General features: G+C 60.1%; 6 protein-coding genes and 1 pseudogene. 3 read left to right on the forward strand and 4 right to left on the reverse strand.

Features of this window, described 5'->3' with window-relative positions:
• Positions 1-14 precede the first annotated feature (14 nt).
• Both ACP7BX_RS13900 and ACP7BX_RS13905 read right to left on the reverse strand, forming a co-directional pair.
• Positions 15-1,622: a carboxyl transferase domain-containing protein gene (locus ACP7BX_RS13900; RefSeq protein WP_426160604.1), complete on the reverse strand. Its 1,608-nt coding sequence runs from the start codon at positions 1,620-1,622 to the stop codon at positions 15-17.
• 11 nt (positions 1,623-1,633) lie between these two features.
• Positions 1,634-2,797: an isovaleryl-CoA dehydrogenase gene (locus ACP7BX_RS13905; RefSeq protein ID WP_426160605.1), complete on the reverse strand. Its 1,164-nt coding sequence runs from the start codon at positions 2,795-2,797 to the stop codon at positions 1,634-1,636.
• Between the two features lie 149 nt (positions 2,798-2,946).
• Between ACP7BX_RS13905 and ACP7BX_RS13910 the strand changes: the two genes are divergently transcribed.
• The 3 genes and pseudogenes from ACP7BX_RS13910 to ACP7BX_RS13920 all read left to right on the forward strand — a co-directional run bounded on the left by ACP7BX_RS13910 (position 2,947) and on the right by ACP7BX_RS13920 (position 9,819).
• Positions 2,947-4,581: an AMP-binding protein gene (locus tag ACP7BX_RS13910; RefSeq protein WP_426160606.1), complete on the forward strand. Its 1,635-nt coding sequence runs from the start codon at positions 2,947-2,949 to the stop codon at positions 4,579-4,581.
• Between the two features lie 324 nt (positions 4,582-4,905).
• A pseudogene (locus tag ACP7BX_RS13915) lies at positions 4,906-5,775 on the forward strand (dermonecrotic toxin domain-containing protein); the annotation flags it as partial.
• 3,072 nt (positions 5,776-8,847) lie between these two features.
• Positions 8,848-9,819, forward strand: a complete 972-nt coding sequence (locus ACP7BX_RS13920; protein WP_426160618.1) for an NEL-type E3 ubiquitin ligase domain-containing protein — start codon at positions 8,848-8,850, stop codon at positions 9,817-9,819.
• A 548-nt stretch (positions 9,820-10,367) separates the two neighbouring features.
• On the opposite strand, the gene ACP7BX_RS13925 is transcribed toward ACP7BX_RS13920, so the two are convergent.
• Both ACP7BX_RS13925 and ACP7BX_RS13930 read right to left on the reverse strand, forming a co-directional pair.
• The gene (locus tag ACP7BX_RS13925; RefSeq protein ID WP_426160607.1) at positions 10,368-11,267 is read right to left on the reverse strand and encodes a hydroxymethylglutaryl-CoA lyase; all 900 of its coding nucleotides are present in this window, start codon (positions 11,265-11,267) and stop codon (positions 10,368-10,370) included.
• Positions 11,268-11,283: 16 nt separating this feature from the next.
• Complete coding sequence (locus ACP7BX_RS13930) at positions 11,284-11,676, reverse strand: MerR family transcriptional regulator (protein WP_426160608.1); 393 nt, start codon at positions 11,674-11,676, stop codon at positions 11,284-11,286.
• Positions 11,677-11,693 lie beyond the last annotated feature (17 nt).

An 11,693-nucleotide genomic window follows, 5' to 3' on the forward strand; every position in this document is an offset into this window, starting at 1 on the left:
GGATACAGCTCCATTTACATGCGGAACACGCCGAAGCGGCTCGGCTCGATGGGGGCATTCAGCGAAGCGGACAAGGCCAGCGCCAGTACGTCACGGGTCTGCAACGGGTCAATCACACCGTCGTCCCACAGGCGCGCGCTGGAGTAGTAGGGGTGGCCCTGGGTTTCGTATTGGTCGAGGATCGGCTGCTTGATGGCAGCCTCTTCTTCGGCGCTGAAATCGAGGCCTGCACGTTCAGCCTGCTCGCGCTTGACCTGCACCAGCACACCGGCCGCCTGTTCGGCACCCATCACGCCAATACGCGCGTTTGGCCACATCCACAGGAAGCGCGGGTCATAGGCGCGGCCGCACATGCCATAGTTCCCGGCGCCAAAGCTGCCGCCAATGATCACCGTGAACTTCGGCACCTTGGCGCAGGCCACTGCGGTGACCAGCTTGGCGCCGTGCTTGGCGATGCCGCCGGCTTCGTATTTCTGGCCGACCATGAACCCGGTGATGTTCTGCAGGAACAGCAGCGGAATGCCACGCTGGCAGGCCAGCTCGATAAAGTGCGCGCCTTTTTGCGCGGCTTCGGCAAACAGAATCCCGTTGTTGGCCAGGATCGCAATCGGGTAGCCGTGCAGGTGTGCAAAGCCGCAGACCAGTGTGGTGCCGAACAGCGCCTTGAACTCATCGAACACCGAAGCGTCCACCAGCCGTGCGATCACTTCGCGCACATCGAAGGGCTGCTTGGCGTCGGCCGGGATCACGCCGTACAACTCTTCGCTGCTGTACAGCGGCGCGACCGGCGTGCGTTGCAGCAGTTCGCCCTGTTTGCGCCAATTGAGGTTGGCCACGCTGCGCCGAGCCAGCGCCAGCGCATGTTCATCGCTGTCGGCATAGTGGTCGGCCACGCCGGAGATCTTGCAATGCACGTCGGCACCGCCGAGGTCTTCGGCACTCACCACTTCACCGGTCGCGGCTTTCACCAGCGGCGGCCCGGCGAGGAAGATGGTGGCCTGGTTGCGCACCATGATCGCTTCATCGGCCATGGCCGGCACGTAGGCGCCACCGGCGGTGCACGAGCCCATCACCACTGCGATCTGCGGGATGCCCTGGGCACTCATGTTGGCCTGGTTGAAAAAGATCCGCCCGAAGTGCTCGCGGTCGGGGAACACTTCGTCCTGACGCGGCAGGTTGGCGCCGCCCGAATCCACCAGGTAGATGCACGGCAGGCGGTTTTGCTCGGCGATGGTCTGGGCGCGCAGGTGTTTTTTCACGGTGAGCGGGTAGTAGGAGCCGCCTTTTACCGTGGCATCGTTGGCGACGATCATGCATTCGACGCCTTCCACCCGGCCGATCCCGGCAATCACGCCAGCGGCAGGCACATCTTCGCCGTACACCTGATGGGCGGCCAATTGGCTGAGTTCGAGGAACGGCGAACCGGGGTCGAGCAAACGGTTGATGCGCTCGCGGGGCAACAGTTTGCCGCGTGAGGTGTGCCGCTCCTGGGCCTTGGCGCCGCCGCCTTGCTGCACGTGGGCGAGCAGGCTGTGCAGGGCGTCGACCTGTTGGCGCATCGCCGCGCTGTTGGTGGCAAACTCTGCCGAACGCGGGTTGAGTTGGGTGTGCAGGGTGGCCATGGCGCGCTCCTTCAGCGGGTTTCGTTGAAGAGTTCGCGACCGATCAGCATCCGGCGGATCTCACTGGTGCCGGCGCCGATTTCATACAGCTTGGCGTCCCGCAGCAGCCGACCGGCGGGGAATTCATTGATGTAGCCGTTACCGCCCAGGATCTGGATCGCGTCGAGTGCCATCTGCGTGGCGCGTTCGGCGCTGTAGAGGATCACCCCGGCCGCATCCTTGCGCGTGGTTTCGCCACGCTCACAGGCCTGGGCCACCGCGTACAGATAAGCGCGGCTGGCATTGAGCTGGGTGTACATGTCCGCGACCTTGCCCTGGATCAGTTGGAATTCGCCGATGCTCTGGCCGAACTGCTTGCGGTCGTGGATGTAGGGCACGATCAGGTCCATGCAGGCCTGCATGATCCCGGTGGGGCCGCCGGAAAGTACTACGCGCTCGTAGTCCAGGCCGCTCATCAGTACTTTCACGCCGCCATTGAGCACGCCGAGGATGTTTTCTTCGGGTGCTTCCACGTCATCGAAGAACAGCTCGCACGTGTTGGAGCCGCGCATGCCCAGCTTGTCGAACTTGTTGCTGCGGCTGAAGCCTTTCCAGTCGCGCTCGACGATGAAGGCAGTGATGCCGTGGGGGCCTTTCTCCAGGTCGGTCTTGGCGTAGATCACGTAGGTGCTGGCGTCGGGGCCATTGGTGATCCAGGTCTTGCTGCCGTTGAGCACGTAATGATCGCCGCGTTTGTCGGCACGCAGCTTCATCGAGACCACATCGGAACCGGCGTTCGGCTCGCTCATGGCCAGGGCGCCGACGTGTTCGCCGCTGAGGAGTTTGGGCAGGTACTTGAGTTTCTGTGCGTGGTTGCCGTTGCGGTTGATCTGGTTCACACACAGGTTGGAGTGCGCGCCGTAGGACAACGCCACCGACGCCGAGCCGCGGCTGATCTCTTCCATCGCCACCACGTGGGCCAGGTAACCCAGGCCGGCGCCGCCGTATTCTTCCGGGACGGTGATGCCCAGCAGGCCCATGTCGCCGAATTTCTGCCACAGGTCGGCGGGGAACAGGTTGTCACTGTCGATCTGTGCCGCGCGCGGTGCGATTTCCTTGCTCACGAAGGACTGCACCTGGTCGCGCAGCATGTCGATGGTTTCACCGAGGGCGAAGTTCAGGGACGGGTAACTCATGGACAGGCACCTTAATGTGAGCTTTGTTGTTGTGTGGAGGGCGCGCCGGGGAGGGCGCTCACCTTTACGTTAACGTAAGCTTGCGTTGCGGCGCTGTCAATCGTAGTTTACGTTTACGTCAACCTACAAAAAAGACAACAGGGGTCGTTATGGATCAACCGAACCAGAGCTACAGTCGTGGCTCCCAGGACAAGACCTTGCTGGCCATGACCATTGGCCAAGCCTTTGACCGAACCGTGGCGCAATTCCCGGATGGCGAGGCCTTGGTGGTGCGCCACCAACAGCGCCGCTACACCTGGCGGCAACTGGCCGAAACGGTGGATTTGCACGCCCGTGCGTTTCTTGCCTTGGGCATGCAGGCCGGCGATCGCCTGGGCATCTGGGCACCCAATTGCGCCGAGTGGTGCATCAGCCAGATTGCCAGCGCCAAGCTCGGCGTGATCCTGGTGAACATCAACCCGGCCTACCGAAGCAGCGAACTGGACTACGTGCTCAAGCAATCCGGCTGTCAGTGGCTGGTGTGCGCCGGGTCGTTCAAGACCTCCGATTACCACGCGATGTTGCAGGAACTGAAGCCCGACTTGCGTGGCATGATCAGCCTCGACCCCAGCCCACCCACTGGATTCATGCCCTGGTCGCAGCTGTCGGCCCTCGGCGCAGGCATCCCGCCCGAACAGCTGCACACCCGCCAGGGCAGCCTGCATTTCGACCAACCCGTGAACATCCAGTACACCTCCGGCACTACCGGCTTCCCCAAGGGCGCCACCCTCAGTCACCACAACATCCTCAATAACGGCTACATGGTCGGTGAAAGCCTGGGCCTCACGGCGCAAGACCGCCTGGTGATCCCGGTGCCGTTGTATCACTGCTTCGGCATGGTCATGGGCAACCTGGGTTGCATCACCCATGGCACCACCCTGATCTATCCCAATGACGGTTTCGATCCGCTGTTGACCCTCAGTGCGGTAGCCGAAGAACGCGCCACCGGCCTTTACGGCGTGCCCACCATGTTCATCGCCATGCTCGATCACCCGCGCCTCGGCGAGTTCGACCTGTCCACCCTGCGCACCGGCATCATGGCCGGCGCCACATGCCCCATCGAAGTGATGCGCCGGGTGATCAACGAGATGCACATGAGCGAGGTGCAGATTGCCTACGGCATGACGGAAACCAGCCCGGTGTCCTTGCAAACCGGGGCGGACGACGACCTGGAACGCCGTGTCACCACCGTCGGGCGCACCCAGCCGCAGTTGGAAAACAAGATCATCGACGCCGACGGCAACACCGTTGCACGCGGCGAGATCGGTGAACTCTGCACCCGTGGCTACAGCGTGATGCTCGGCTATTGGAACAACCCTGACGCCACCCGCGAGGCCATCGACGACGCCGGCTGGATGCACACCGGCGACCTGGCGAGCATGGACACCCATGGCTACGTGTGCATTGCCGGGCGCAACAAGGACATGATCATCCGTGGCGGCGAGAACGTGTACCCGCGTGAGCTGGAGGAATTTTTCTTCACCCATCCGGCAGTGGCGGATGTGCAGGTGATCGGCATTCCGGATGAGCGCTACGGTGAAGCCATCGTTGCCTGGATCAAGTTCCATCCCGGCCATGTGGCCAATGAGCTTGAACTGCAAACCTGGTGCAAGGGCCGCATCGCGCACTTCAAGACGCCCAAGCACTTCAAGTTCGTGGAGGAGTTTCCGATGACGGTCACCGGCAAGATCCAGAAATTTCGCATGCGTGAGATCACCATCGAGGAGCTGCGCGACGACGCCTGACCCGCGGTGCATGTCTACGGCTCCATGCTCAAACGCGATGCCTAAAGTGGCGGATTATTTCGCCACTTGAAGGCTATACCGATGACAACGCCCACGATTGATGCTGCGACGCGGCCTGGTCAGGCTGAACAGAGCCCCCATGCCCGGGTGATCAACGACAACACACCGGACTGGTACACCGATGCGCTGGACTCGCGCAAAACCGAACTGGGGGCGTTGGCCCTGCGCATTCCCGATTGGTACAAAAAGGCGTCGACCACTGCGCGCGACCGCATGAGGGCGGTCCACCTGCGCAGCAGGACCTCATTGAACCAACTCGATCAGATGTTCAGTGATCTCAAGGGGCCGGCAGAGTACGCCGAGCCGTTGCTGACGGCAGCGATCGAAAAACAGTTCGGGCAGCGGCTGGACACCAGAACCGTATTCTATGCCCGCAAGATGGAACAGAAAGAGTGTGAACCTGGCCCCAGGGAACTCCCGACCACCCACGCCAGCACCTTGGCACCGCAGTTCTACTTCTACCGAGGTATCAGCCTGCTGGAGGCGGCGCTGAACAACTTTACCTCGGACGAAGCCAGCGAGCCGGTTTGCGCGGATTGCCACCTGATTACCTACTACAATTTTTATCAGTATCCCGCTACCAAGCTGCACGCCCCCGGCAACGTCCAGTCACTTGCGCTGAGTATCAAGGCGCATGAGTTTGCAAAACTGTGTCGGGATCTGGACCTGGGGAGTTCCTATTACGAGTACGTACGCACCTTTGTCAACAACCAGATTCGGATAACCACCACACCGGCTGGGATTGGCAAGCTTTACAGCACCCTGATCACCAGCCATCGAAACCAGTTGAAACTGGCCGCCGAGATCGCCTTGATGAAGGGCGACATCGGAACTGATCACCATCAGGTGATCAATGATCTGCTGATTGATCAGGTATAGAGCAAGTGGGACGGGGAGGACGTCAAGTGTTCGCCGCTGCGATTACTCAACGTTGTGATCGAGAATGTCCTGATCATCGGTCCGGTTGTATGGCGGGCCAACATCAGGAATGCGGAGCTTGTGCCGCTGCCGTGCTTGGTCTACATCCCCGGCGATCCGCTCCATCCGCTCAAGGCCTATGACCATATCGCGGCCTTTACCGACCACCTGACGACGCGGCTGTGTCGGGTCGAATACCGCAAGTTCTTCAGCCAGTTCGTGCGGCTTGCCGATCAGGATGCATTCTTCAGGCAACTGAAGGCGTTGCTGGACCCCGGCGCGCTGTACGCCCACGACCAGGATTTTGCCCCGGCACAGAAAAGCCGCATCCACCGCCAGGGCACCTACGCGCCACCGTGGCGCGATGTCTGGATGGACTGCGCGCAGCAGCGGATAAAATTGATCATGAGCAATGCCAGCACGAGCGTGGTGGCAACCCAGGATGTCGACGATCGTGTGTTCAACGCCTGGCTCTGGTCGTTTGGCAGTGCAGCCCTGGATATTCTCAACCTTGCCGCTTTTGTGGTGCCGTTCCTGGGCGAGGTGATGCTGGTCGTCGCCGCTGTGCAGGTGGTGTATGAAATTGGCGAAGGCATTGATGCCTGGTCCCACGACGACGCCCAAGCGGTCTGGGCACACTTTTCAGCGGTGGGCTTGAATCTGGCGGGGCTGGCGGTGCCCAAGGTGCTGGTGGCCGTGAAAGACACGGCGTTCATCAAGCGCCTGGCGCATATAGAACTCGGCGGGCACCCGCGTTTGTATGATTTCAACCCGAGCCGCTATGTGCACCGAATCGCGTTGCCCGAAGGGCAGCGGCCCAACGCGCAAGGCCTGTATGCCCATGAAGCAGGCCTGTACCTGCCGGCACCGGACGGTGGTCACTACAAGGTCCAGGCCAGCGGCACTGATGATGAGTTCAGGCTGCTGCACCCTGAAGGCGATTCCCGATATGCACCACGCCTGCGACACAACGGCGAGGGCGCCTGGGTGCATGAATTCGAAGACCCGTTGACGTGGGATCGCAAGACCCTGTTGCGTCGCATGGGGCATACCGTCGATCGCCTGAGCGATAGCCAGCTTGAGCAAGCCAGGGCGATCAGTGGTGTGACAGATGATGAGTTGCGTCGGGTATTTATCGAGCTTCGAGCGCCTGCGCCGCTGTTCAAGGACATGCTCCGGCGGTTCGAATGCGCAAACAGGTATCAGGCATTTATCGACCAATTAACGCACCCTGATCCTGAGGTTTTCAGCCAGGTCGACTGGTTTACACAAGTGCAGTTGTTGGTTGAATGCGGCAGGTGGCCCGAGTCGCGTGTGTTGGTGGCGCTGGATGAAAAGGGCAGCCAGGTATGGTGTTCAGCTGTCCCGAGTGATTCAACCTCGACGGTCACGCTCGGGCATGAAGAACTCGCCAGTGGTCGCCTCTTTTCGTCTTTCCGAGAGCAGTTGACGGAGCCTGAGATTCGCCACTTGTTGGGCGAGAAGACGATGACACAAGAGGCCATCTCAAACCTGTTCTTAAGGACACGAGACGTTTCATCCGACCCCTCTGCATCCTCTGGCGAAGAACTTGAAGATGAAGACACTGACTCGCTGATGCACTATTTGCGCACTCCCTTCGCAAGAGTGATGCGGTATCGGGACTGCTTGCTGGAAGCGGCCTACAGCACCAAAGGCGAGCTGTTCAATCGCGAGATAGCCGCCGGTGATGTATCCAGTGACGCCAATGTTCAATTGATTCAGCGTGACTTTCCCAGTCTGCCCAAACTGGCCGCCGAAGAAATAGTCAGCCATGCCAACAGTCAGGAGTTGGCCAGCCTGCAGGCCCACTCACGTTTGCCGTTGCGCCTGGCCGAGGAAGCGCGTGTTTACGTGCAGAAGGCGCGTGTCATGCGGGCACATGCCGATCTTTTGTTCGACACCCCACTCACGTTGGACGGCGTACGCCTGGCCCTGCACAAGATGGCTTCCCTGCCAGGGCTTTTGGAGGGTATCGCCCTGGAGCTACGCGACGGGACTTACGACGGTCCATTGCTGGACCGCGTGGGCGATGTGGGCGGCTCCAGGCAACTGCGTCTTATCCACACCGACCTGAAGGAGTGGAGACTCTGCAGCGGTCCGGAAAAAACAGAGTATTGGCGCAGCGACAAGGATGCTTTCTTTAGTGCGCTCTGGATGGCGAGCAGTGGCAAGTTCACACGGTGGGCTGAGTTCAATAGGGCTGCGCAACGTTTAAAGGTGCAGCTTGCGCAACAGCCGTTGAGCGAGCCGGCGAGCCGGCGTGCACTTGGCTTGCAAGCGATCAAGCCCGGCTTCAAGTCACCCATGCGTTTGGCAGACGGGCGTTTCGGTTATCCGCTCAGCCCGGTGGGCGGCGCGGCTGAGCGTCCTTCTGTTTGTCGAATGAAAGCAATGTCGCTCTATCCGTCAAAGTCCATGGACGAGGTCGAGGCAATGCTTGAACTGGGCAATGCGCAAGACGCTGTGTTGCTGGAGAAGTTAACCCAGCTTGAGGCGGAGTTCGCTGAACTGGATACGACGCTGACCCACTGGCAGTCGGAAGGAGGGTCGGGCTATTCAAGCGCCAGGCGCAGAGTGTCGGGCACCCTCAGGGCCGCGTGGCGCAGGATAGGGCGCGAGGAGTTCGCGGGGGACGGCACGCCAATCGGCTATGCACTGAACCTGTCGGATGAAGTGATCGGCGAGTTGCCGGCGATTACCGCGAATATGGATCACGTGGGCAGCCTGGTTTTACGTCGAATGGCACTGTCGGACAGTTCACTGCCGTTTCTGAAGGCATTCGGTGGTTTGCGCTGGCTGAACATGAGCGACAACAACCTTACGCAACTACCGGAATTCGCCAATGGCGGGGCAGGGCTGACGAAGCTCAACTTGAGCAGAAATGATATCCAGCTGACCGAACCGAGCCGTCTGCGTCTGGAGGGCATGCAGAGTTTGAAGATTCTCAACCTGGCAGATAATCGTCGCCTGGGTTGGCAGGCTGACCTGCGCCGCCTGCGCCATTTGAACCAGCTTTATCTGGCGGGCACCGACACCACCACCTTTCCCGTCGGCGCTGAGCAACTGCCCAACCTGGCCCGCATCGATCTGCATTCAAACCGGATCACTACCTTACCCGAGTACGCCTACCAGCATCTTGAGCGCATCAATGTGCATGACAATCCCTTGTCGGCCGCTACGGTTGCCCGACTGGGTGAGCCTTTCAATCCGGTGCAGTGGGGTGAGCACATCACTGTGGAAGAGGCACGTGGCTTGTGGCTGGAGGGAATGCCTTCCGAGGAGTTGGCGCGGCGTGGAGATGTCTGGGATGAACTGAAAGGCAGCCCTGAGTCGGCGGCGTTTTTTACTGTCTTGGCCGATATCACCCGCAGTGCCGAGTACGCCAGCCAAGTGGCCCGCCCTGTATTGGCCGAGCGGGTGTGGGACATGCTGGAGGCCGCGAGCGAAAGCCAGGACATCCGTGAGGCGTTGTTTACCGCAGCCGATGATCGGGTGACCTGTGGGGACGGCACGTCGGTCGAGTTCATGAACCTTGAGAGTGAGTTGATGGGGGCAAGGGCACTTGAACTGGCAGGCACGGAAAATGCCGAGGGGGCATTGATTGGCACGGCCAGGCAACTGTTTCGTTTAATGCTGGTGGACGCCATTGCACTACGGGATGTTGCGGCGAGAGGGCCAGGGTTCACCGAGCAGGTTGAAGTCGTACTGGCTTATCGGACACGGCTTGCAGACCGACTGGCGTTGCCGGTCAAATCCCGAGAGATGTTGTTTCCCCAACAGGCTGATGTGTCCGAGACAACGCTCAATGCGGCGTACGATCAGGTGCTCAGGGACGAACGCAACCCCGCTGATGAGGAAGCCTTTTTTGTCGGGCGCCCATTCTGGGAGAAACACCTTCGTGCACGCTACCTTCAGGCGCTCAACGCGCTGATGGCACCAGAGCTTGAGCCGATCAATGAGAAAGTTGATGCATTGTTCGAACTCTCAGAGCTGGAACGCCAGCAGGACGCAAGCACTGAGTGGCAGACCACCCACGACGAGGCGGCCGACCGCCTGGCGGGCCTGTTGGGCAAGCGCAGGGATGAAGTCCTGGTGAATGGCTCGATGCAAAGTGCGTTTTTCCAGCGAGAGCTCGATCAGGGGGTGGCCGAACGGTATGCGCTGGAGCAAAGATCCCTGAAAGTGTTGACGCGCAGGGTACTGAACAACTTCGCGGCCACAGGCGGAACATCGCTCTAAACGGTGAGTGCAGACAGCACAAAGGGGACCCGAGGGTCCCCTTTAATTTGTCGTTGCGTGCTCTTTTTTTATTATTGAGGGGCGGTCTATTGTTGTTTTTGGCAACCGTTACCCTTTACCGCTGTTTTTGGCGACCCCCATCCGGGGTCAAGAGCAAACGTATTTTTTTGAGCGCTGATCTGCTTCTTCGTTAACGATCCAACCAGTGGGTAGCTACCTGAGGTAGTTTTATTTTTCTCTAACCGGTTGCGGGTTTCGGCACGCCGTACCCTGCGAAGCACATCTTCTCCAAAAAAATCTGTTAGCTGCGTCTCTGCCGTGTTGTTTTTGTTATGTCAGAGTCGTTTCGTCTTATTTTTATTAGGTTTGGCGCTTTTTATTCTTGTTATGCCATAGAGATAGCAGAAGCCGTGCCAACTTTTAAAAGTCCTTTAAAATCAATGGTTTGATTTTTATGTAGGATAAGACCTACAGAAAATACGACAAAATATGTTCCCGTGTTACTCGATGTGTAGGCGTGCGGTAACACATTGTCACGGCTAAGCGACTCAACCGGCGTTACGCGCCTTGGCCACGCGCGATCCGGTAGGCCGGCCGAGCACGCTGCTGATTTGCTGGCCCGCGCCAATCAATGCCTCCAGGTCGATACCTGTCTCGATACCCAGGCCGTTGAGCAGGTACAGCACATCTTCTGTGGCGACGTTACCGCTGGCGCCCTTGGCGTATGGGCAGCCGCCGAGGCCTGCGATAGAGCTGTCGAACACCGTGATCCCTTCCAGCAAACTGGCGTAGATGTTCGCGACGGCTTGGCCATAGGTGTCATGGAAGTGCCCCGCCAATTTCTCCCGAGGCACCTGTGCGCCGACCACCTCGAACAGTCTTCGCGTGGCGCCCGCCGTGCCGGTGCCGATGGTGTCACCGAGGGACACCTCGTAGCAGCCCATGGCGTACAACTCCCGCGCGACTGCTGCCACTTGTTCCGGCGCGATCTGACCTTCGTACGGGCAACCCAACACGCACGACACATAACCTCGCACGCTGACCCCATGTTGCTTGGCCGCCGCCATGATCGGTGCGAATCGCTCCAGGCTTTCGCTGATGGAGCAGTTTATGTTGCGCTGGGAAAACGCCTCGGAAGCCGCCGCAAACACCGCCACTTCCTTTACGCCCGCCGCCAGCGCGTCCTCAAAACCACGCAGGTTTGGCGCCAGCGCGCCATAGGTCACACCGGGTTTGCGCTGGATCTGCGCAAACACCTCGGCGGAGCCGGCCATCTGCGGCACCCACTTGGGTGATACAAAACTGCCGACTTCGATATAGCTCAAGCCCGCCGCGCTGAGGGCGTCCACCAAGCGGACTTTGTCCGCCACGCTGATGGGCTGGGCTTCGTTCTGCAGACCGTCGCGCGGGCCGACTTCCACCAGGCGCACGTGTGAGGGGAGGGACATGGCAGTTACCTTCTGATCAATGGCCAGCCTGGCGCAGGGTGTGGGCCAGGGCCTGGGTGCAGCGCTCTTCGGCGGTGTCCAGCTCCAGCTTCATCTGTTCGATATCCAGCAGTTGCTGTTCCAACTGCTCACGGCGCTCGGCGATTTTTGTCAGCATGCTATTGAGTTGCACGTGGTTGCCGCTGGTGGGGTCGTAGAGTTCGATGAGTTCACGGCATTCGGCCAGGGAGAAACCGATACGCTTGCCCCGCAGGATCAGCTTGAGGCTGACCTTGTCCCGCGCCGAGTAGATGCGCTCCTGGCCCCGACGTTCCGGGGCCAGCAGGCCTTGTTCTTCGTAGAAGCGAATGGCGCGGGTGGTGATGTCGAGCTCGCGGGCGAGGTCGGAGATGCTGTAGGTGGTGCTCATGGATGGCGCTCAAGAAA

It is taken from the genome of Pseudomonas sp. DWP3-1-3b3, assembly GCF_049896305.1.
GTDB lineage: Bacteria > Pseudomonadota > Gammaproteobacteria > Pseudomonadales > Pseudomonadaceae > Aquipseudomonas > Aquipseudomonas azotoformans_A.